Annotated in this window: 23 protein-coding genes; 11 read left to right on the top strand and 12 right to left on the bottom strand. The window is 60.3% G+C overall.

Annotation, left to right across the window (positions count from 1 at the left end; all coding sequences use genetic code 11):
• Window positions 1–477 carry a cupin domain-containing protein gene (locus X733_RS147580; protein WP_023711914.1) on the bottom strand — a complete coding sequence of 159 codons (477 nt, stop codon included), beginning with the start codon at window positions 475–477 and terminating at the stop codon, window positions 1–3.
• Between the two features lie 64 nt (window positions 478–541).
• Between X733_RS147580 and X733_RS147585 the strand changes: the two genes are divergently transcribed.
• Window positions 542–997: a MarR family winged helix-turn-helix transcriptional regulator gene (locus tag X733_RS147585; protein ID WP_023819163.1), complete on the top strand. Its 456-nt coding sequence runs from the start codon at window positions 542–544 to the stop codon at window positions 995–997.
• A 67-nt stretch (window positions 998–1,064) separates the two neighbouring features.
• On the opposite strand, the gene ndk is transcribed toward X733_RS147585, so the two are convergent.
• Window positions 1,065–1,487 carry a nucleoside-diphosphate kinase gene (gene ndk / locus X733_RS147590; RefSeq protein ID WP_023701900.1) on the bottom strand — a complete coding sequence of 141 codons (423 nt, stop codon included), beginning with the start codon at window positions 1,485–1,487 and terminating at the stop codon, window positions 1,065–1,067.
• Window positions 1,488–1,707: 220 nt separating this feature from the next.
• Between ndk and X733_RS147595 the strand changes: the two genes are divergently transcribed.
• Complete coding sequence (locus tag X733_RS147595) at window positions 1,708–1,923, top strand: hypothetical protein (RefSeq protein WP_023819162.1); 216 nt, start codon at window positions 1,708–1,710, stop codon at window positions 1,921–1,923.
• 12 nt (window positions 1,924–1,935) lie between these two features.
• Here X733_RS147595 and bluB read toward each other — a convergent pair whose 3' ends face one another.
• Complete coding sequence (gene bluB / locus X733_RS147600; protein ID WP_023684733.1) at window positions 1,936–2,571, bottom strand: 5,6-dimethylbenzimidazole synthase; 636 nt, start codon at window positions 2,569–2,571, stop codon at window positions 1,936–1,938.
• A 276-nt stretch (window positions 2,572–2,847) separates the two neighbouring features.
• Between bluB and X733_RS147605 the strand changes: the two genes are divergently transcribed.
• From X733_RS147605 to X733_RS147615, 3 genes are all read left to right on the top strand, one after another.
• The gene (locus X733_RS147605; RefSeq protein ID WP_023819161.1) at window positions 2,848–3,360 is read left to right on the top strand and encodes a DinB family protein; all 513 of its coding nucleotides are present in this window, start codon (window positions 2,848–2,850) and stop codon (window positions 3,358–3,360) included.
• 447 nt (window positions 3,361–3,807) lie between these two features.
• Window positions 3,808–4,467: a hypothetical protein gene (locus X733_RS147610; RefSeq protein WP_023814918.1), complete on the top strand. Its 660-nt coding sequence runs from the start codon at window positions 3,808–3,810 to the stop codon at window positions 4,465–4,467.
• 394 nt (window positions 4,468–4,861) lie between these two features.
• Window positions 4,862–5,647 carry a GGDEF domain-containing protein gene (locus tag X733_RS147615; RefSeq protein ID WP_023754713.1) on the top strand — a complete coding sequence of 262 codons (786 nt, stop codon included), beginning with the start codon at window positions 4,862–4,864 and terminating at the stop codon, window positions 5,645–5,647.
• Window positions 5,648–5,674: 27 nt separating this feature from the next.
• On the opposite strand, the gene X733_RS0135085 is transcribed toward X733_RS147615, so the two are convergent.
• The 5 genes from X733_RS0135085 to X733_RS1000000167235 form a co-directional block, all read right to left on the bottom strand.
• Window positions 5,675–6,640 (bottom strand): methyltransferase domain-containing protein, encoded by a 966-nt coding sequence (locus X733_RS0135085; protein ID WP_023738636.1) that lies wholly within the window; start codon window positions 6,638–6,640, stop codon window positions 5,675–5,677.
• Window positions 6,624–7,298: a class I SAM-dependent methyltransferase gene (locus X733_RS147620; RefSeq protein ID WP_023738637.1), complete on the bottom strand. Its 675-nt coding sequence runs from the start codon at window positions 7,296–7,298 to the stop codon at window positions 6,624–6,626. Before X733_RS147620 ends, X733_RS0135085 begins: the two co-directional genes overlap by 17 nt.
• A 169-nt stretch (window positions 7,299–7,467) precedes the next feature.
• On the bottom strand, window positions 7,468–8,463 hold the full coding sequence (locus tag X733_RS0135080; protein WP_023738638.1) for a glycosyltransferase family A protein: 996 nt from the start codon (window positions 8,461–8,463) through the stop codon (window positions 7,468–7,470).
• 37 nt (window positions 8,464–8,500) lie between these two features.
• Complete coding sequence (locus X733_RS147625; RefSeq protein ID WP_081740686.1) at window positions 8,501–9,847, bottom strand: class I SAM-dependent methyltransferase; 1,347 nt, start codon at window positions 9,845–9,847, stop codon at window positions 8,501–8,503.
• Window positions 9,848–9,855: 8 nt separating this feature from the next.
• Entirely contained in the window at window positions 9,856–11,064 is a 1,209-nt protein-coding gene (locus X733_RS1000000167235) for a class I SAM-dependent methyltransferase (RefSeq protein WP_155924227.1), read from the bottom strand.
• 598 nt (window positions 11,065–11,662) lie between these two features.
• Here X733_RS1000000167235 and X733_RS1000000168290 point away from each other — a divergent pair.
• Window positions 11,663–12,010 (top strand): hypothetical protein, encoded by a 348-nt coding sequence (locus X733_RS1000000168290; RefSeq protein WP_245274451.1) that lies wholly within the window; start codon window positions 11,663–11,665, stop codon window positions 12,008–12,010.
• Between the two features lie 26 nt (window positions 12,011–12,036).
• Here X733_RS1000000168290 and X733_RS147630 read toward each other — a convergent pair whose 3' ends face one another.
• The 3 genes from X733_RS147630 to X733_RS1000000170260 all read right to left on the bottom strand — a co-directional run bounded on the left by X733_RS147630 (window position 12,037) and on the right by X733_RS1000000170260 (window position 14,805).
• Window positions 12,037–12,339, bottom strand: coding sequence for a DUF982 domain-containing protein (locus tag X733_RS147630; protein ID WP_023684743.1), 303 nt, complete (start codon window positions 12,337–12,339; stop codon window positions 12,037–12,039).
• A 158-nt stretch (window positions 12,340–12,497) separates the two neighbouring features.
• The gene (locus X733_RS147635; protein ID WP_023819157.1) at window positions 12,498–14,552 is read right to left on the bottom strand and encodes an ATP-dependent helicase; all 2,055 of its coding nucleotides are present in this window, start codon (window positions 14,550–14,552) and stop codon (window positions 12,498–12,500) included.
• 85 nt (window positions 14,553–14,637) lie between these two features.
• Complete coding sequence (locus X733_RS1000000170260) at window positions 14,638–14,805, bottom strand: hypothetical protein (RefSeq protein ID WP_023670264.1); 168 nt, start codon at window positions 14,803–14,805, stop codon at window positions 14,638–14,640.
• Window positions 14,806–14,941: 136 nt separating this feature from the next.
• Here X733_RS1000000170260 and X733_RS1000000170255 point away from each other — a divergent pair, with 136 nt between their 5' ends.
• A complete protein-coding gene (locus X733_RS1000000170255) occupies window positions 14,942–15,094 on the top strand; it encodes a hypothetical protein (RefSeq protein ID WP_023819156.1) in 153 nt (50 codons plus the stop codon).
• Between the two features lie 240 nt (window positions 15,095–15,334).
• Here X733_RS1000000170255 and X733_RS147640 read toward each other — a convergent pair whose 3' ends face one another.
• Window positions 15,335–16,303 carry a LysR substrate-binding domain-containing protein gene (locus X733_RS147640; protein WP_023805649.1) on the bottom strand — a complete coding sequence of 323 codons (969 nt, stop codon included), beginning with the start codon at window positions 16,301–16,303 and terminating at the stop codon, window positions 15,335–15,337.
• Window positions 16,304–16,414: 111 nt separating this feature from the next.
• Here X733_RS147640 and X733_RS1000000168280 point away from each other — a divergent pair, with 111 nt between their 5' ends.
• From X733_RS1000000168280 to X733_RS147655, 4 genes are all read left to right on the top strand, one after another.
• The gene (locus tag X733_RS1000000168280) at window positions 16,415–17,233 is read left to right on the top strand and encodes a hypothetical protein (protein ID WP_031193522.1); all 819 of its coding nucleotides are present in this window, start codon (window positions 16,415–16,417) and stop codon (window positions 17,231–17,233) included.
• Window positions 17,234–17,261: 28 nt separating this feature from the next.
• The gene (locus X733_RS147645; protein ID WP_245274450.1) at window positions 17,262–18,230 is read left to right on the top strand and encodes a DMT family transporter; all 969 of its coding nucleotides are present in this window, start codon (window positions 17,262–17,264) and stop codon (window positions 18,228–18,230) included.
• On the top strand, window positions 18,223–18,456 hold the full coding sequence (locus tag X733_RS147650) for a hypothetical protein (protein ID WP_023684750.1): 234 nt from the start codon (window positions 18,223–18,225) through the stop codon (window positions 18,454–18,456). The genes X733_RS147645 and X733_RS147650 overlap by 8 nt, the downstream gene beginning before the upstream one ends.
• A 167-nt stretch (window positions 18,457–18,623) precedes the next feature.
• Entirely contained in the window at window positions 18,624–19,070 is a 447-nt protein-coding gene (locus X733_RS147655) for a MucR family transcriptional regulator (RefSeq protein WP_023670270.1), read from the top strand.
• The last annotated feature ends 47 nt before the right edge of the window (window positions 19,071–19,117 follow it).

Below are 19,117 nucleotides of genomic sequence, written 5' to 3'. Positions count from 1 at the left end.
TCAAGACTGCGGCGGCGGGGGCGCCGGCGTCAGGCCGAACCGGCGCATCAGGTCCATCAGCCTGGTGCGGTCTGGCGGGCCGCCAGTGCTGAAGATGGCGAAGGCCTCGCGAAAATATTCCGGGCCGATCGCCGCCGGCGTCACCACGCACAGCACCTTGGCGGTCGCGGCGGTGTCGTTGTCGAAGCGGTGAACCGCGCCGCGCGGAATGCACAGCGCCTGGCCCGGCCCGATATCGTGCCGGTGTCCGTCGACGGTCAGCATCAGCACGCCTTCGATCCCGTACATCGTCTCTTCATAGTGATCGTGGCTGTGCGCCGGGGCGGGCAGGCGCTGCGAGCCGGCGACCGTCAGTTCGAAGGCGGCGATGCTGCCGTTCGACTGGTCGCCGGTAAGCAGGAAGCGCACGGCAAGGCCGCCATGGCTGATTGTCTCGTCGGCCGGATTGACGCTGATCTGGCTAGCTCTGTCTAGCATTTCACCCTCCCATGTGGTAAATCCGATTTACCGAAATGAGTAAACTCGATTTACCCGAGTGTCAATGCCATTATCCAGGGAAGAACCGCCAAAGAAGCCACCGCTGATCGGTGCACTGCTGCGCGTTCCGGCCATGGCCATTCACCGCAAGCTGATCAGGGATCTCAGGGCGTCGGGTTTCGAGGACCTCAGCCCGCCGCATATGGCGGTGATCCAATATCCCGGCCCGGATGGCCTTCGGCCGAGCGCGCTCGCCGAGCGCGCCGCGATGAGCAAGCAGGCCATGAATCAACTGCTGAAGACGCTGGAAGCGATGGGTTATATCACTCGCTCGGCGGCACCCGATGAGAGCGGCGGGACCGTCGTCCACTTCACCGACCGCGGGCGCGCCGCATACCAGAAGATGGCCGACATCCTGCTCGACGTCGAACGGGAATGGGCGCAGGAGCTTGGGCAGAAGCGCTTCACCGAGCTGAAAACGCTGCTCGGCGACCTCTGGGACACGCCGCTGATCCGCTAAGGGAGCGGGCCAAAAACAAAAAGCCGGGGTTTTGCCCCGGCTTTCATAGTCAAACCTGTCTATCGGCTCAGCCGACGATCTCGGTGTCGGAGAACCAGTACTTGATCTCCTGCGCGGCGGTTTCCGGCGCGTCGGAGCCGTGCACGGAATTCTCGCCGATCGACAGCGCATGCACCTTGCGGATGGTGCCTTCGGCGGCGTTGGCCGGATTGGTGGCGCCCATCACTTCGCGGTTGCGGGCAATGGCGTTTTCGCCTTCCAGCACCTGCACGATGGTCGGCGCCGACGACATGAATTCCACCAGTTCGCCGAAGAACGGACGATCCTTGTGGACGGCGTAAAAGCCTTCGGCCTCACGGCGGCTCATCCACACGCGACGCGAGGCAATGACGCGCAGGCCGGCCTCTTCCAGCATCCTGGTGATGGCGCCGGTAAGATTGCGCCGGGTCGCGTCCGGCTTGATCATGGAAAAGGTGCGTTCGAGCGCCATGGGGTCGTCCTTGTCTTGAGATGGAAAGTCTTGAGATCGGAATGTGGAGTGGCGGGCTCTATACAAGCCGCCCGGCCCATTGCCAAGGGGAGACGCCCCGGCAGCGTTATTCGACCGCGACCGCCCGCATGGCTGTTCGCAACGCTGTGGTCAAAGGCAAGGCTTTGCGGGAAAATGGCGGTTGCGCAGGCACGCACGGTTTCGAAGGGAAACCAGCGGAATGGAAAAACATCGGACCGTGTTTGACGGGACGCGCTGGCCTACCACCAGCCTATTGATTATCGGCATTTTTGCTGCCGTGGGCCTTGTTCTGCTGCTCTTTCTGGGTCGCCGCACAGATACGAACTTCGGCTTCGGCCCCGAATGGCAATGCACGCCGATGCCGAAGGGCGACCCGATCTGCGTCAAGCTGGTCGGCAAAGACGGCGCGAAGTGACTGTCAGTATCACTACCGCCTGATAACAACGGGCGGCCGCCGGCGCTCCCAGCCCTCGCGCTCCAGCGTCGGCATCTCATGCTCCTCGCTGGGATAGCCGAGGCAGAAATAGCCGATCAGCGTCCATTCGGGCGGCGTGTCGAGAATCTCGGCCATCTCGGCCGCATCGAGGATCGACACCCAACCCATGCCGATGCCTTCCGCCCGCGCCGCCAACCACAGCGTGTGCACCGCCATGACGGCCGAATAGTCGATGGTTGCCGGCATCGTCATGCGGCCGAGCCCATGGCCTTGTTGCGTTGTCCTATCGGCGAAAACCGCGAACTGGCAGGGCGCTTCACTGAGACCGGCGAGCTTCAGCCGGGCATAGAGCGCGGCGCGCTCGCCCGAAAAGCATGCCAGCGCCTCGGCATTGCAGCGCTCGAAACAGTCTCTCACCGCGCCCCGCCGCTCGGCGCTGTCGACCACCACGAAGCGCCACGGCTGGCTGAGACCGACGGACGGCGCGATGCTGGCAAGCTCCAGCAGCCGCTCCAGCGTACCCTCGGGCAAAGCCGTCCGCTCGAAGCGCCGCACATCCCGGCGCCAGCGCAGCAGCGTGACCAGCCCGGCGCGAAAATCATCGGTGAAATCGGGGGGTGGTGGCATGGCGATCAGGAGACTTGTGTGGGGAATAGGCAGTAGGCAGTAGGCAGTAGGCAGTAGGCGGTAGGCAGTAGGCAGTAGGCAGTACAGCGCTCGGACCCTATTGCCTACTGCCTACTCCCTAAGCTGCTGCCGCCGCCTCCTTCCAGCAATGCGGGCTGAACGGACGGGTCGCGTCGTGTCCGACGAGTTCATTGAACAGAATGGTCATTGGCGGCTGCGTCCTCGCGGTCTAATTAGGCGCCTGCGGCTGAAGCGGAACTCGTCGGCGGGAAAAAGATGAAACAGCATTTCATGATGTTCGCGGCCTACAATCAATGGGCCAATGGCCGCATCTACGATGCCGTCGCCGCACTTGACGAAGAAGAGCTCAACCGCGATGTCGGCGCCTTTTTCGGCTCGATGATGGGCACGCTCAACCATCTGCTGGCCACCGACCGCATCTGGATGAAACGCTTCACCGGCGAGGGCGACGCGCCGGCAAAGCTCGACGCCATCCTGCACCGCGCATTGCCTGGCTTGAAGCTGGCGCGTGAGGCCGAGGACAGGCGGATCGTCGACTGGGTCGGCGGTTTGACCGAAAAGGCTTTGTCCGGCCGCTTCTCCTACATGACCGTTTCCGACATGCGCACCGTCTCGCAGCGGCTGGCGCCGGCGCTGGGACACGTCTTCAACCACCAGACCCATCACCGCGGCCAGGCGCACGCCATCCTGACCATTCTCGGCCGGCCTTCGGTGCAGCTCGACCTGGCCTTTTTCCAACGCACCGACGAAGGCCGCGCCTACGCCTGATCTCCTGACCGCGCTTCCCGTTTAAACGCACGGGAGCGTTACCGGTACATTTGCGCCGACCATCCATCCCCGACGCCAGCTCTGAATTCCAGCCGGGTTGTGAGGACCCTGTCGGCACAACGCTGCCCGGTGACGGGGCCAGGTGGCTGGGCTGTCGGTGGCCCGCCTTTTGTGGGCCTTCGGCTCCAGGCCGCCGCAGCCACAACCCGCTCCAACTCCGGTGGAATTTCTGTTTAGAGAATTAAACAAAGTTTAAATGTTGAAGCAAAAACATATTTTTTTTTAGCAGACCAGTGCACGCCTTGAGAACTACAATCCTTATTCTTGGAAAAAATAAAGAAACTATAAGGAAGACTCGTGCGTAGCTGTGAGTGCCTAAGCATATGTCTGCTTTGGTTTGCTGGCATGTTGCAATGCACAAAGCAGAACGGCAACAAGGAGAGTGTCATGGTTAATATCACTCAAAAAATCGCTAGAACACTGGCGGCGGGTGCAATTATCGTCATTTTTGCCGCTCCCGCGAATGCAGGCGGCGGAATTGGCGTCGGTGTCGGCGCATCTATCGGCGGTGCTGGCGGCATCAATGCCGGTGTTGGCGCTTCGATCGGCGGCAGCGGCGGGGTCAAGGCCGGTGCCGGCGCCTCGGTTGGCGGCAGCGGCGGTATCAAGGCGGGTGCTGGCGCAACGGTCGGCGGCAATAGCGGCGTTACTGCGGGCCTCGGCGCCTCAGTCGGCGGTAGCAGCGGCATCAAGGCCGGCGCTGGCGCGACGGTCGGCGGAGCCGGTGGCATCAAGGCCGGTGTTGGGGCCACGGTCGGCGGCAGCGGAGGTATCAAGGCCGGGGTCGGCGTCAACGTCGGCAGCGGCATCAACGTCGGCGTCGGCGTCGGCATTGGCGGAACGCCGGGCACGCCCGGTACGCCCGGTACCCCCGGCACGCCAGGAACTCCTGGAACACCAGGCACCCCTGGGACACCCGGTGTCGTCGCCAGCATGTCGAACAGCCAGCTGACACGTATGAAGAAGCGCTGCGTCGATGTGCTCGCCAGCGAGGGCACCTACGACAGCGATCTGCGGCAGCTATGCCTTATGATCTCGCGTCGCTGAGACAGGTTTCGCCGGGAGTGTCGAGCCAGCCGTGAGGCTTTACGGCACTCTCCTACCGCATGGCCCAGACTTCCCGAGGGACATGCGCTGACGAGAAGCCTCCGGCCAGTCGGAAAGCCCGCCGCGCAAGTGGCGGGCTTTTTGTCGCCACTCACAAGGCAACCGATCGCGCCTTTCGATTGCCGGAGCGTTTTATCGTTTAACGGAAACGGTGAAACGCGCTATCCCTTTGTCTTGGCAATTCTGAAGGGAAAGCGCTGCGCACTTTTCCCGGGAAAGTCGCCAGCACTTTTGCTGGCATTGATCTGGTTAACCACATTCGAATTGCAGGTAAGATTTTAGGGTTTCATTTGTGTTCCCGCTGCAAAATGGCGAACACAGTGGGAGAAATGGCATGCGGGTCGATCTTTCGCCCACCAGCTGGGGCAGGGTCATAGCAGTCACGGTTGTCGGCACGGCGATCTGTATCGCGGCGGCCTTCCTTGTCGATTCCTACAATTTTCCGTCGCTGTCGCCCGAAGCATTGCGCTGGGCGCAGCTCACCGACCTGTTGCTGCCGCTTGTGCTGGGTGGATCGTTCTTCTCTTTCCTGATGTACAAGATGCGCCAGCTGGCGATCGCCCAGAAGAATCTGAGCATTGTCGCGGCGACCGACAGCCTGACCGCGGTGTTCAACCGCGGCGCGTTTTCGATGCTGGTCGAGGCCTATCTCGAACAGGCGCGCAGCCAGGCCGTCGTCGATGCCGGCGCCCTGCTGATCGTCGACGCCGATCATTTCAAGACCATCAACGATCGATTGGGCCACGATTGCGGCGATCAGGCGCTCAAGCTGATCGCGCAGACGATCAAGGCCCAGCTGCGCGGCGCCGACATCGTCGGACGCATCGGCGGCGAGGAGTTCGCCATCTTCCTGCCCGGCGCCGACCCGTCGCAGTCCTGGCTGGTTGCCGAGGGGATCCGGCGGCGCATCCGCGAGGTCGAGTTTGCCCCGGATGGGCGGCCCTGTCCGCTCTCGGTGAGCATCGGCGGCGTCGCCTTCAGCGGACCCACCACCTATGCCGACATGTTCCTGACGGCCGACCGGCACCTCTACAAGGCCAAGTCCAACGGCCGCGACCAGGTCAGTTTCGAAACGACCGGGCCGCGCGGCCTGCTGGCCGGTGATCCGACCTTGCATTGAGGGTGAGCCTGCATGGCGTGCGTGGTGTTACAGGAACACCGATCTGACATAGCGTAGCGGGGCGGTTATCTTCCAGGATGTCGATTTCAACAGGGCCTGGTTCGTTGCAATGAGACTCTGGATTTGTTGGTGTGCGGCCGCGATCTGCAAGCTTAGCTCATCCCGGCTTACGGCAACTTCGCGCAGCTCCCGCTCCGCCTCCTTGAGCAGATCGACATCGGAATCATGCAGGACAGGGGCGTTCTTCGAGAGACTGATATAAAACTCATGCAGGTGTAACTGACCCGGTTCATTCTTGTGAAACGCAAGTTCCCCCGACTTGATGTATCCGAGCGAACGAAGTTTCTTGATCAGAAATCGGAACGAGGCCGGCGTGAACTGCCACGCGTGAGCATCGTAATAGGCCGTGTCTACCTGAACGGCTTCGAACATGCTTTTTGCCTCTTCGTCGCTTTGCAGGAAGGCGACATCGTCAAAGGTCGGCTCGAGCCAGACGGTCTGTTTGGCCTTGGTGCAAACATACGAAACCTGGTCAAACAGAATTCCCGGCGTGTGGCGTTTGCGCTTTTCCGCATGGGCCTGCAGCGTCTGACCGACAGTGGACAGCGGCCGTAGCGCATCGAAGCAAAAGCGCTTGTCTGGTACCGCCAGCACAAGCCGTCCCCCGGGTTTCAGCAGTGTTTCGCAGTCTTGGAGGAAACGAACGATGTCGGTGACATGTTCGATCACATGCGAGGCAAAGATGAAATCGTATCGTTGCTCATAGCCGATGGTCTCGAGCAGAGTGCGGCCGTCCGAGACATAGTCGACCTCTTCGATCTTTGATGCATCGTCGCGATATTTCTCGCGCAGGCTGGCGGCGTCGGCATGGTCGACGATTTCGACATTGTAGCCACGGCGCTTTGGCAAAAGAGGATTGTAGCTTGGTCCGATTTCCAGGCCGAAGCCGCTCGGATCGAATAATGAAAACAGCAACTCATTCCTGTTCAGCATATCCCATTCCTGTCGTTATGGAGGTTTGGCGGGTGCCTTGCGGCCGTTTTTCGAACACGACCACGCTGTCGTAGACGGCGATACAGGCTGTCGATCGGGTGAAGGTAGAGACGGGGATCGCGCCTCTTGCGTGTGCCGCGTTTATCTCATCAAGCTTGTCCTTGACGAACTCCATGAAAGTCCCGGCTCGCTTCAGGCCGCCCTCATACTCATCCCAATACGCAGTATGAAGATCCTCGACGAGGTAAACGCCATGAGGGTCGACCTTGTCATACAGCAGCTCAAAGCTCTTCATTACGTGTCGCATGATATGACTTCCGTCATCGATGATGATGTCGAAGGCATCATATCTGTCGATGATCTGGTTGATCAGCGCCGGATCGTCTTGGCTGCCAGTGAATATCTCTATGCCGACTTCGTCATGCGCTTTGCAGATCGGATCGATATCGATGCCAATTACGCGAGCGCCGTGGCCGAAGTAAGCCTTCCACATCTGAAGGGAGCCGCCTCCGGACACGCCTATCTCGAGAATCGTTGGCGCTCTGTTTCTGAAGCGTTCGAAATGGCGCTCGTAGATATCGAAATAATGGAACCACTTATGAAGCCGCTTTCCTCCATTATTGAGAAAGTATCTGTGTAGAAATCCGTCTCCCAGCATCTGAAATCGACCCCAATACCAATATCTCGCGAGAGCCGCGCTGCCATGCCCGGCGCGACAACGCAGCCAGACTGGAGACCGGGAGTGGGGAGCAATTACTTGCTGGCCGTCGCGTGGGGAATGCGCCGAAGCCAACTTGCATAGTCGGACAGGCTATTGCCAGACGCCGCTAAATTGCGAGAACCCGGCTTACAAAGCTACGTGTAAATTCCAAAGATGCCAGTTTCGCAACCAAGTGGCTGCCGAGGAAAGGCCGTATCGCCCGCATGATCAGCCATCGCCTGATCCTCATCGTCGGCGTGATCCTGTCGATAAGCGCAAGTGCCGGCATCAGCAGTTCAGCGCTTCCGCACTGGCCTGCAATCCGGTAGGTGCCAGCCGCACTGCGAAAGAAACGCGGCGTTATCAGGTCTCTGGCGTAGTAGCGTCGCAAGGGAACATCGTCAGGAAATGCCACCAGAAGTTTGTCTGCGTAGATTAGAGCCGACCTAGCCATTCTTGCGCTGTATGACGCGGAGTCACCATGAATGCGCCACGCGGACAAGGCCTCTCTCAGAAACCTGTTGGTGTAGCCCGCCCTGAACAGCCGCAGAAAAAGATCGTCGTCCTCGTAGCCGGAAAGCCGCTCGTCAAATCCACCTACCGCCTCGAACGCTTCGCGAGAGATGAGGGAGGCAGACGGGAGGACATACATGTTCTGGGACAGGCAGTTGAAGATCGTCCGTTTCGGATGTTCTGAACCAAGGCGCTTGAGCATCTGCCGAACCACTAAATTTCCATCCCGGTCATATTCGTCCAGGTCACTGTAGACCCATCCGAATGGACCTACCTGAGGCTCAGGCCCTGCCGCAGCTTCCAAAGTCTCGAGATGCTTTGGGTACCACCAGTCGTCTTGGTCAAGAAAAGCGATCAGGTCGCTCTTGGAGTTGCGGACGCCCATATTGCGGGCCGACGATTGACCGCCGTTCTCTTTCGTCAGGACACATACCCGGTTGTCGCCCCGGGCAACTTCGCGAGCGACTTCAGCACCACCGTCGGTGGAACCATCGTCGACAATGATTACCTCATCTGGCGGACGAGTTTGCTCGAGTACGCTTTTCAGCGACGCTCCAATGAAATTTCGACCATTGTAGAGCGGTATGCAGGCAACGATCGATCGTTTCATCTAATAAAAACCTTCACGGTGGCCAAGAACTGAGTACTCAAGCATTTAGGGTTTCATATCGAGGAAGTAAGCTTGTTAGATCGATCCTAAGCTTTTCGACATCCGGAATGAGGTTTGGCGGTACTTTCACCGATAAATCATTCTCTTCGAATGCCCGAAGAACAGAGAGAGCACGACGGTTCTGGCCTGCATATTTTAACGAAAGCGCTTCGTGATACTTCGCCCGCCAGATTAAATCGGCTTCGACCCCCGCTACCGAGGAATCGATTGACAGCTTTTTCCGGCACAGCAGATGTGCCGCACAGAGATGCTCGGCCGCGTGCAGGTAGTCGCCCTTGTGGATGAGCAGCAGCATTCCGCGATAGTAGGTCGCAGCCGCTATGCAAAGCGGCCACCGGTCGGCAAACTCCGCCAACGTGTTTATGTCATCCAGTCTGGGCCGCGAATCAGCAAGAATTGAAGCGAAGCTCTTTTCCGCCAGTTCGTACTTGCCGTGATCGATGGCCCCGCGAAAAAGGCGATAGCGCAAGCCGATTGCCAACGAAGAACCAGGAGTGGCGCGCGAAAGCGCATTCTCCAAATACCAAAGGATCTTACTCTCCCAACTTTCGGTGGGTTGGAATTCGATCGGTTTGCGCGATGCATAGAACAAGGTGCTGTCTGCGCTTTTGTCGACGGATACGAATGGCAATCCCGCTTCATCGAACAGCCGTGTCAGCGCTTCAGCGCTAAAGAGGATCGTGTGAGCTCCAGGTGACAGCAGAGCCAGAAGGGTGGATTGTTCAGTGGCAGGATTGATCCGCTCGGGATTGGGCGTGGTCAGGACAATCACCCCGTCCTCGGCCAAATACGATTTAAGGATTGCCAGAAAGCCGGTCACATCGTGAATGTGCTCGATTACCTCCGAGCAATGCACCACATCGTACAGATATTGTGGATTGGCGTTCAGCGGCGCAAAATCGCGGACGATATCGAGGCCGAGTTGATCCCGCCCCGCGCCACCATACTGTGAAGGCTCGAAGCCCTTGGCCTCCCAGCCGGCGATGGTGCGAACGGCATCCAGGGCAAAGCCGAAACCGCAACCGATATCGACGACTCTGCCGACTCGACCTTCTGGAACGACCCTGAGAATGTTCCGCGCGACAGTGTCGATGGAGGCGTTCATTTCAACGTAGTTGCGGATACCCAACGGGTTGGTGTGTTCCGTATAGTCGATTGATGGGAACGGGTGATAAATCAGCGACGCACATTGATCGCATCGGTAGAGCGACATCGTGCCGGCGCTCAGAACTTTTGCCTTGGCATTGGCGCCACCACACGCTGGGCAAACGAATTCCGCCGGGGCCGGTGGGCAGTCGAAGTTTATGAATCCCCTCTCTGGCATCGTTGTGATCAGTGCTTCGGATAGGCTTTGCTGTGGTCCATGGAATCGCTGCGCTGGAGCGGCCAGGAAACCGCACCATCCGGAAGATCGAAAGTCTTGCGCGCCAGGACATAGGACGCCGCCATTCCATCGTGGAGCGCAAATTCGAGCATGGGACCTTCCCGGAACGCCGGGTGCACATACATTTTGACCGGCGTCGTCATTCCGACTTCGAGGATCTCGAAGCCCATCTCGGGTGCGAACAGGACTTTCAAGCCTTCGCTCGAAATCCGCCAGAAATCGTTGGGCATTTCATGGACTGGAAAGGCTTGAGGCACCGAGTGCAGGGTCAGGCCTCCGACCTTCAGCACCCTGTTGATTTGCGCCGCCAGCAGCCACGGACAACTAAGATGCTCCATCACCGCATAAGAGAATATTCCGTCTATTGAGCCGGGCTCGAAATGCTCACCCAGGAAATGTGCGTCTGCCACAACGTCGACGCCTGGCGCTTCATGAATGTCGACACCGATGAACTTGCACTCGGGCTGGAACTGCCCTGCCTGTAGCGAAGATGACGGCCCCACGACACGCGCACCGATTTCCACGACGACACCACCGGTCCTCTTCATCTCATCGGCAAAGCGCCGTTGCGTGAACATCGGCTCGGGAAGGACAGTATTGACAGGATGATTGGCCGAAAGTGCGGAGATTTCGAATTCCGCCGAGCCATCGACGGTCTCAATTTCCAAAACCACCGGCCGGAAGGGACTGCAGGCCAAGTAGGCCGAGAAGCCGCATTTCATTGAATGCAGTGATGGGAAGAAGGTCGCCAAGTCTGATCGGTCGTGGAAGTCCGAAACCTCTACCCGAAAATCCCCGCTCTTCAGCCGCATCGCCGTGATCGGGACGTCCCAAGCATGGGCCCAGCCTTTTACGAACACGCCATACGTATCGCACCACAGATTGTCGATCAAATGGACAAATTTTTCGGCATGCGGTGCTTCGGCATGCGGTGGCTCCGCAGACGATTCTTCGGGAGGCGGTGCTTCGGAAGGTGGCGCTTCGGGAGGCGGTGCCGCAAAACTCAGCGAATTGGTCGTGTCGAGGTCAGGCTGTTTTCGAAAAGCAAAAAGCTGTCGAAAACCGGGTCGACCGGCTGCTGTGAACAGAGAGCCAAGATTGGCTCTATTCAAAAGGCTGCCTAGTCGGTACGTCAATATACCTTGTGTATTCTGCAACGCCCCACCCATTCCTATGCTGATATAGTTGTTGGTTTCTGCTAAATAACGTGTTCAGCGCACAGGTCGCTTGATCGTCCTCCCGGTTCACCAAGGCACGTTAGCCATCAAAGCTTGATCGCACAATATGCTCTGAGAGTTATGTACATCAAGAATTGATCTACGTGGGGTGCGAGTTTTCGTAACGCAAAAATTGAAAATTGCGCCCAAGTTTTGGTGCAGCGGCGGCCAACATATTTGTTTCCGTGGCGCAGGTAAAACTATCGCTTCTGAGAACGACTTCGCGATAACCACGATGTTACACGAAAGCGGTGGAGAATATCGTTATACAAACGAAATCTCGATTTTTCTGGCGATAAGCAGCCGTCAGCCGCCGTCAGCAATCCGTTCATCTCTTAGCATTAATCTCTGGCGAGCTGATCTTCGGCCCAACGAGGGCAGGGTGCCTCAAGGCGGTGCCGGTCATAGGAGATGGATTGGCTGGCAGCGCACCGCGTCCATCGTGTCGACCAGATCCTGACCAAATCGGCGTCGTTCCTGCCGGTCTTCGCGCTCGATTTTCGACCCCCGCCATACTGATCTTCACATTGGTCTATCAGTGGCAGTCGCTGTTCATCCATTCGACACGCGTATCAGGGTCGGGCCGTTGAAATGGCTGCTGGCGTCACCGCAATTTCATCACTGGCATCATGCCAATGAGCGCGAAGCCTGGGACAAGAATTTCGCCGGGCAGCTGCCTTTGCTCGACATGCTGGGAGGCACATTGTTCATGCCCGACAGGATGCCGCAGAAATACGGCACCGATGACCCGGTTCCCTCGCTCTATCATCAGCAGCTTGCCTATCCCTTTGTCGGCGATCAACTCTTTGTCGGCAACACCGAACAGACCGCCCCGCCGGCAAGGCTGGCAGAGGCCTCGCCGACGTCTGCCGGCAAGTCCGAGTGATTCTTTTTGCTGGGCAGGCCTGGTCCTCAGACGGCGTAGCCGCCATAACCGTGTGCGACCGGCTTGACCGAGACGGCCGGCTGGACCGCGGGCCAGAGGATGCCTGCCGTGACTGCAAAGGTGATCAGGGCATCGCGTGCGGCCTCGGTCGAGATTTCGCCGGCGCGCGCCGCCTCGCAGGCCCTCACGGCCGCGCCATAGCTCAGGCGCCGGCGTGATGGCGGAAATTCGGTCAGGAAATCATGCATGTCGAACAGCGAGGCGAGCATGCGTTTGTGGCCGGCGCCAACGCTAACGGCAACCGGGGTGAAGAACATCGCGTCGTGCATTCTGGCCTCTCTGGATGGGCGGAAGGGCGGCGGCCGCCGCCCTCCGATCGCGGGTTGGACGCCAGAAAACGCGGCTGGCGGCCCGAGGTTCCCTGAGAGATGCCATGACAGGACGATTTGCTCTTGAGGTAGCTCCCTGCCGGCATTCGCGGTTGCGGCTATTTCCACATGCCGCGCATGCGGGCGCCGAGGTCGACGCGGACTTCAGGTCTGTGGCGCGGATCGTCCTTGGCGTGGACGCTCGCCCAAGAGGTCTGCTCGAAGGCGCCGAGGATCGAGGCTGGGATGAAACGGGTTCGCGAGGCATAGACGTGGCGGTCGCCGCGCGCTGCCTGGCCGTGAGTGAAGAAGCGCTGCGGCGTCACCAGATGCAGGCCGTCCTTGGCCCGCGTCATCGCGACGTAAAGCAGCCGGCGCTCTTCCTCGATGTCTTCCTTGGTGCCGACGCCGAGATCGGCCGGGATGCAGCCATCGACGGTGTTGAGCACGAAGACGTTCTTCCATTCCTGGCCCTTGGCCGAATGAATGGTCGACAGGATCAGATAGTCCTCGTCGCGGTGCGGCGGCCCGGCCTGGTCGCTGGTCGCATCCGGTGGATCCAGCGTCAGCTCGGTCAGGAAGCGCTCGCGCGAAGCATAGCCTGAACCGATCTGCTCGAGCTGCATGAGGTCGGCCCGCCGCGTCGTCGCATCCTCGTGCATGCGCTCGAGATGCGGCTCGTACCACAGCCTGACCTGTTCGAGATCGGCCGGCCATTTCCCCGACCGGGCGCGCAGGCCGGAATAAAGCGCAACGAAGGCTGGCCAGTCCTCAGCCGCGCGTTGCGGCGGCCGGTAGCGGGCCAGCCCCATTTCCTCGTCGAGCGATGTCGCCATGGCCTCGACGATGGTGCTCGCCGCCGAAGGGCCGATGCCGGGCAGGAGCTGCAGCACGCGGAAGCCGGCGACGCGGTCGCGCGGGTTCTCGGCAAAACGCAGCACCGAAAGCACGTCCTTGACATGGGCGGCGTCGAGGAATTTGAGCCCGCCGAACTTGACGAAGGGGATGTTGCGGCGCGTCAGTTCGATCTCCAGCGGGCCGCTGTGGTGCGAGGCGCGAAACAGCACCGCCTGCGATTTCAGCACCGTGCCGGCCTCGCGCTCGGCCAGGATGGCCTGGCAGACATAGTTCGCCTGCTCCGCCTCGTCGCGCACGCTGACCAGTTTCGGTTTTTGCGAGGATTTGCGCTCCGACCAGAGGTTCTTGGTGAAACGCTCCGATGCCTCCGAGATGACCGCATTGGCTGCCGCCAAAATGGTCTCGGTCGAGCGGTAGTTGCGCTCCAGCATGATGACGTCGGCGGCTCGCGCGAATTGTTGCGGGAAATCGAGGATGTTGCGCACTTCCGCGGCGCGAAACGAATAGATCGACTGCGCGTCGTCGCCCACCACCGTCAGTCCGGCGCCGTCCGGCTTCAGCGCCGAAAGGATCGAGGCCTGCAGCCGGTTGGTGTCCTGGTATTCGTCGACCAGCACATGGTCGAAACGCGAGCCCAGATGCGCCGCGATCTCCGGCTCGGCGGCCATTTGCGCCCAGTAGAGCAGGAGGTCGTCGTAATCGAGCACGTTCTGCGCCTGCTTGGCCTCGACATATCGGGCGAACAGAGCCTTCATTTGTTCGGCCCAGCCGGCACACCACGGAAAGGCCGAACCCAGCACCTCGCCAAGCGGCGCCTGCGCGTTGACAGCGCGCGAATAGATCGCCAGGCAGGTGCCCTTGGTCGGAAAACGGCTTTCGGTCTTCGAGAATCCAAGTTCATGCCGGGCAAGATTCATCAGGTCGGCGGAATCCTCGCGGTCATGGATGGTAAAGGCGGGGTCAAGGCCGATCGTCAGCGCATAGTCGCGCAATAGCCTGGCGCCGATGCCGTGAAACGTACCGGCCCAGCTCAGCGCGTCGGCGATGACGGACGCGTCTCGGCCCAGCACCTCGCCGGCGATGCGTTCGACCCGCCTGGCCATTTCGGTGGCGGCGCGGCGCGAGAATGTCATAAGCAGAATGCGTCTGGGATCAGCGCCCCTGACGATCAGATGCGCGACCCGGTGGGCGAGCGTGTTGGTCTTGCCGGAGCCGGCGCCGGCGATCACCAGCAGCGGCCCGGCGACCTGGCCGTCGCCATGTTCGACGGCGAGCCGCTGCTCGGCGTTGAGCTTCGCCAGATAGGCGGGCTGCAAGGACGAATCATTGATGGCNTGATGGCGATGGTCATCGCCTATCAAGCATCGTTTCCGCTTTGTTCGCAACGGGCCGAAGTCGCCCCTATCGCCGTGGCGCGACACCCGTTGCCGCCGACTGGCGCCGCAAGGTGGCGCGTTCGTCGCCAGGCACCGGCAACGGATCGAAATTGTCGGGCACGTCCTTGATGATCTCCTTGGCTATGCGATAGGTCGCGTAAGCGAAAAGGCCGGTAATGAGCAGACGGATCATGGCGCGATCTCCTTTGGGCAACCAACCTCAGAGCCGCCGTTTGGTTCCAGCCGACGCGGCGTCGTTTGCGAGCGTGCAACCAAAGCCGAACCACCTCGTTGCCTTATGAAGGAGAGGGCAGACCTAGGAGGTCGCCATGAAGACGCTTCTGATTCTGTTGGCCGCCAGCTTGGCGCTCGCCGCCTGCGACGGCGACATCCAGCCAACCAAAGCCCCGGTGCTCGACCAAACCCCGCAGACGGATTCGGCGCCAAAGCCGGCGGCCAGCGGCGATCAGCCGGCGCAATGATCGTTTTAGCGGGACGATAAGGCTGAGGTAGCCTTCGGGAGAAGAAGGCCGGCGCCGCTTGGGAGGTGAGCTGATAGCGCCGGCCAGGCGGATATCAGGTCCGCCGCAACAACCGAAGATAGCTGAGTCTCTCGCCTGCGTCATGAGGTGGCAGTTTTCGTGCCGGTTCTGCTCGTGCCGTCTGCGCAAAACCAGCAGAAACGGCCGCAAATCCCGCAAGGCCGCGGAAAGAATCCGACCTCAGGCAATGGCCTTGCGCAGCACCGGGCCGCCGGCAATCCCGGCGTCCAGCTGGCACTGCGTCAGCGCCGCCTCGGCCATTATCCACTGCTTGAACAGTTCCACCTTGCGCGTGTAGGGCGCGGTGACCGGGCAGACGAAATACCAGCCGGCGGTGTTGGGGTGATGCACGGCAAACGGCGCCACCAGTCTCTCTGCGCGGATCTCGCTCGCCATATAGGCGCGGTTGGCGACTGCAAAGCCCATGCCGGCATTGGCCGCTTCATAGGACATCATGCAGGAATCGAAATAGATGCTCTTGGTCTCGCCGAGCACGGAACTCGCGCCGGCAAAACCCAGCCACGACTGCCAGTTCTGCGTGCAGGTGTCGGAATGCAGCAGCGTGAAATGCCTGAGGTCGTCGGGCGTCACCTTTGACGGCGGCCTATCGCCGAGAACCTCGTGGAACAGCTTCCTGCTGCACACCGGCGTCAAATCCTCCTTGAACAGCAGGTCCGCCTTGAGGTCGGGAAAGCTGCCGTCGCCATAGCGGATCTCAAGGTCGAACTCGGAGGTGGCGAACTCATTGGTGGCGTAGGAGGTCGAGACGCGCATCTCGATTTCGGGATATTGCCGCTGGAACAGCGGCAGGCGGGCAAACAGCCAGCGCGCCGCGAACGTCGGCAGCACCGAAATCTTCAGCACATGCGCCTGCGACTGTCCGGTCGCCTCCATGCTGGCCGCCACGATGCGCTCCAGCGCCTCGCGAACGCGCGACACATAGGTCTCGCCTTCGGGTGTCAGCGACACCGCATTGCCACCGCGCTGGAAGATCTTGAAGCGCAGCTGGTCCTCGAGGCTTTTAACGCGCTGGCTGACGGCGGAGGCAGTAATAAACTGCTCTTCGCCGGCGCGCGTGAAGTTACGGTGCCGGGCGGCACTTTCGACAATCTTCAGCGAATTGAGGTTGACCTGACTGAGCAGACGCACGCGTTTCGACCTTAAGCTGGGCTTACACTAGCACCAGCATTCCTAATTTTACAGGGGTGGGGAAATTAATCGACAGTTTACCAAGTGATGCCCCCATCCTGGAGAAGTAGAATGAACGCCCATACCATACCTGAACTGCGCTACGCGATGAGCCGAGAAGCCATTATCGGCCATGAGACGGCCTGGAAAGTGTCGGGTTTCGGCGTTGCGCAGTATCTGCATGGCTACGACCCGGCGCTGCTGGCGGCGATCGAAGAGGCGGCGTTGAAGCTCAAGGCCAGCCACGCCGTGCACAAGCACCTCGACCTTACCTTCATCACCGGCGCCGACCGTTTTATCCCGGAGATCAAGGAGTTGCTGCATGACAAGCTGCGCCTGGAACGTCTGTCCGACATGATGGGCACCAAGCTCGAGCCCTATCCGCTGTCGATCGTCGGCTCGACCGTCACTTTCATGAATCCCAAGGACGGCGCCGTCGATTGGCATTGCGACGGTGTCCCGGTCACCGAACTCATTCCGCTGTCGATCAGCAATCCGCTGGTCGGCGGCCATCTCGAAATCTACTGCGACGATTCCGAGACCGGCCGCGCCATCCTTGAATCCGGCCGCGAGATTCCGCGCAACCAGGTCATGCGCATCGACCACAAGATGAACTACGCCACGCTCGGCCAGTTTCTCGGCGTCCTGCACCGCACCGCGCCGATCCAGCTCGGCTCGCGCGTCACGCTGGTCCTCAACCAGCGCTCGGTGGCCAAGCCTTATGTCGACGACAATCGCATGTTCTATCTCGCAGCCGACAATGATCAAGATCGCGAATGGGTCAACGAGCTCGCCGAAGACGTCTGGACGAACCAGCTGCCGGCCTATCGCCGCTTCGAGGAAGAACGTCCGGTTACGGCGGCGGCCGATGCGCCGGTCCCGGGCGGGTGAAGGGAATCCTGGTAGCCAGAGCATAGAAGTGGACGCCGGTTTGGCCGTCGGTAACATCATGGTCGGCGATAATGACAAGGCACCGTCTCGGCGATTCCGGGATGGATCGGGCTCGCCATCGGCCCTGGTCTTCGCCGCCGGCGCGGTCGCCCTGTGGTCGACCAACGCGCTGGTCGGCAAATCGCTGCTGGCCAGCCATCCGGTGTCGCTGGTGCAGTTGCTGCAATTTTGTGGAGCGGCTCTGGTGTTCGCCGTCATCCATCTGGCGAGCCGGAAGAGGGGCCTGCAAGACGCAGCCTTTTCCAAGGGTGCTGACGGCACCCTGGCGCCGGTCGCGGTCGGCTTTATTGGCCTGGTCGGCACCATGGTGCTGCAATACATCGCCTTTGCGTCCATGCCGGTGATCGAGGCCAATCTCGTCGCCTACACCTGGCCGCTGATGGTCGCGGCGGCGGTCATCGTGCTGGGCAAGCGGCAACGCCCCGTGCTGCTGGGTTTGACTGCCGTGCTCGGCTTTGTCGGCGTGGCGCTGGTGATCTCGGGTGGCCGCGGCCAGCCTTTTCTCCAGGGCAGCATCGTCGGCTATCTCGCTGCCTTCGGCTCGGCGCTGTGCATGGCCTTCTATTCGATTGCGGTCGCCCGCCTGGCCACACCGTCGGAGCGTTTGCTTTTGCCTTCGGCATTGGTCGGCGTCGGCCTGACCTTTCTGTGGTGTATTCACGACGGCGCAGCCTGGCCATCCAGTGAGCACCTCCTGCTTGGCCTCTATCTCGGTGCCGGTCCGATGGGGCTGGGATATTATTTCTGGTCGCGCGCCTTGAAGCTTGAAGGCGGCGGCAAGGTTGCGGTCATCGCCTATCTGACCCCGATCGCATCGACGCTGCTGCTGACACTTTCGGGCGAAAGGCTGACGCTGACCGCGATAGCCGGTGCGGTCCTCGTCATCGGCAGCTGTATTGCGGTGGGCATAGAACGCTCGGAGGCTGAACATGCTTGACGACGATGAACGCCTCGCCAGACAGGAAGCATTCTGGCTGCTCAAGGAGTTCGGCGCCGAGGCGCCGCTCTACGCCGCCATGAAGGCCGAAAAAGCGATAGAGCAAAAAGATTTCGGCCGGTGCGCCCGCTGGAAGCGCATTCTGGACATACTGGCCGACTCTAAACCTGCGGCGTCCGTGCAGTTGAAATCTGCTGGCGCGAAGTCGGCCGTTTCCAAGTATTAGATTTTCTAATTTGCAACGTTGCAACCTGTTGTGGAAACATCCTCCTGTTCCGATTCTTGATCGTTTATTGAGACTTTAGCGACCCGTTGGGGGGTGCAGCTAGGTCGATACATCAAGAGAAGTCTTAAAAAAAGCCGGCAACTTCATGACCGGCGGGAGAAACAGAATTGCACACCATCGACAGCAAGACCGCTATTGAACTGACTGCTGACATCGTCTCGGCCTATGTCGGCAACAATCCTCTCCCTGCGTCTGGCCTGCCGGATCTGATCGCCAGCGTCAGCGCATCGGTGCGCAAGCTGGGCAGCATTGCCGCCGTGGAAAGCCCCGCGCTGAACCCCGCTGTCAATCCGAAGCGGTCGGTGTTTCCCGATCACATCGTCTGTCTTGAGGACGGCAAGAAATTCAAGTCGCTGAAGCGCCACCTGATGACCGACCATGGTCTGAGCCCGGAGGAATATCGTGGCAAATGGGGCTTGCCGTCGGACTATCCGATGGTGGCGCCGAACTACTCCGCGACCCGTTCGGCACTGGCCAAGTCCTCGGGCCTCGGCCGCAAGCCGGCCGTTCCGGCCGCCGCGGCCAAGGTGACGAAGCGCAAACCCAAAGCCTGAACCAGGCAGCCTCTTAAAGTCGGTCTGCAGTTAGCAGTGATGGACGG

Origin of the sequence: Mesorhizobium sp. L2C066B000 (assembly GCF_000502335.1) — a bacterium.
Lineage (GTDB): Bacteria > Pseudomonadota > Alphaproteobacteria > Rhizobiales > Rhizobiaceae > Mesorhizobium.
Note: the sequence above shows the minus strand (reverse complement) of the source record. Positions and strands in the feature narration are given on the sequence as shown.

Bases quoted from the DNA above. Each gene is read 5' to 3' on its own strand.
- X733_RS147580 (WP_023711914.1), bottom strand. From the start codon at position 477: ATGCTAGACAGAGCTAGCCAGATCAGCGTCAATCCGGCCGACGAGACA.
- X733_RS147585 (WP_023819163.1), top strand. From the start codon at position 542: ATGCCATTATCCAGGGAAGAACCGCCAAAGAAGCCACCGCTGATCGGT.
- ndk (WP_023701900.1), bottom strand. From the start codon at position 1,487: ATGGCGCTCGAACGCACCTTTTCCATGATCAAGCCGGACGCGACCCGG.
- X733_RS147595 (WP_023819162.1), top strand. From the start codon at position 1,708: ATGGAAAAACATCGGACCGTGTTTGACGGGACGCGCTGGCCTACCACC.
- bluB (WP_023684733.1), bottom strand. From the start codon at position 2,571: ATGCCACCACCCCCCGATTTCACCGATGATTTTCGCGCCGGGCTGGTC.
- X733_RS147605 (WP_023819161.1), top strand. From the start codon at position 2,848: ATGAAACAGCATTTCATGATGTTCGCGGCCTACAATCAATGGGCCAAT.
- X733_RS147610 (WP_023814918.1), top strand. From the start codon at position 3,808: ATGGTTAATATCACTCAAAAAATCGCTAGAACACTGGCGGCGGGTGCA.
- X733_RS147615 (WP_023754713.1), top strand. From the start codon at position 4,862: ATGCGGGTCGATCTTTCGCCCACCAGCTGGGGCAGGGTCATAGCAGTC.
- X733_RS0135085 (WP_023738636.1), bottom strand. From the start codon at position 6,640: ATGCTGAACAGGAATGAGTTGCTGTTTTCATTATTCGATCCGAGCGGC.
- X733_RS147620 (WP_023738637.1), bottom strand. From the start codon at position 7,298: ATGCTGGGAGACGGATTTCTACACAGATACTTTCTCAATAATGGAGGA.
- X733_RS0135080 (WP_023738638.1), bottom strand. From the start codon at position 8,463: ATGAAACGATCGATCGTTGCCTGCATACCGCTCTACAATGGTCGAAAT.
- X733_RS147625 (WP_081740686.1), bottom strand. From the start codon at position 9,847: ATGCCAGAGAGGGGATTCATAAACTTCGACTGCCCACCGGCCCCGGCG.
- X733_RS147630 (WP_023684743.1), bottom strand. From the start codon at position 12,339: ATGCACGACGCGATGTTCTTCACCCCGGTTGCCGTTAGCGTTGGCGCC.
- X733_RS1000000170260 (WP_023670264.1), bottom strand. From the start codon at position 14,805: ATGATCCGTCTGCTCATTACCGGCCTTTTCGCTTACGCGACCTATCGC.
- X733_RS1000000170255 (WP_023819156.1), top strand. From the start codon at position 14,942: ATGAAGACGCTTCTGATTCTGTTGGCCGCCAGCTTGGCGCTCGCCGCC.
- X733_RS1000000168280 (WP_031193522.1), top strand. From the start codon at position 16,415: ATGAACGCCCATACCATACCTGAACTGCGCTACGCGATGAGCCGAGAA.
- X733_RS147650 (WP_023684750.1), top strand. From the start codon at position 18,223: ATGCTTGACGACGATGAACGCCTCGCCAGACAGGAAGCATTCTGGCTG.